This is a genomic window from Vibrio sp. 10N.222.48.A3 (assembly GCF_041475345.1).
Lineage (GTDB): Bacteria > Pseudomonadota > Gammaproteobacteria > Enterobacterales > Vibrionaceae > Vibrio > Vibrio tasmaniensis_A.
Genome location: NZ_JBFRVX010001816.1, coordinates 1 through 258, shown reverse-complemented (window position 1 = coordinate 258; position 258 = coordinate 1). Strand labels below are relative to the sequence as shown.

Here is a 258-nt window from a genome sequence, read left to right as displayed (position 1 = left end):
ACTGAATAGTGCCTTCTTTCTCGGTTAATGCTTGAGACAGTGAGTGATTGGTTTCTACCTGCTCAGCGTAAAGAAAGTCGGTTTGTTCTTTTTCAACAATCAGTGTTTCAATCAATTGTTGTGCATCATCGGCTTGTAGGGCGAGTTCTTGCTTGCCCTCAAAGTGCATGTATGCAGCTCCGCCAATCAATAGAGGCACTGAAAAAATTGCGGTAGTACATAGTAGTACGGCTTTTCGACCGAAATAAAACGTCTGAT

General features: G+C 42.6%; 1 pseudogene. It reads right to left on the bottom strand.

Annotated features, from left to right (window positions below):
• Window positions 1-258 (bottom strand): annotated as a pseudogene (locus AB4653_RS29040) (peptidase M23); the annotation flags it as partial.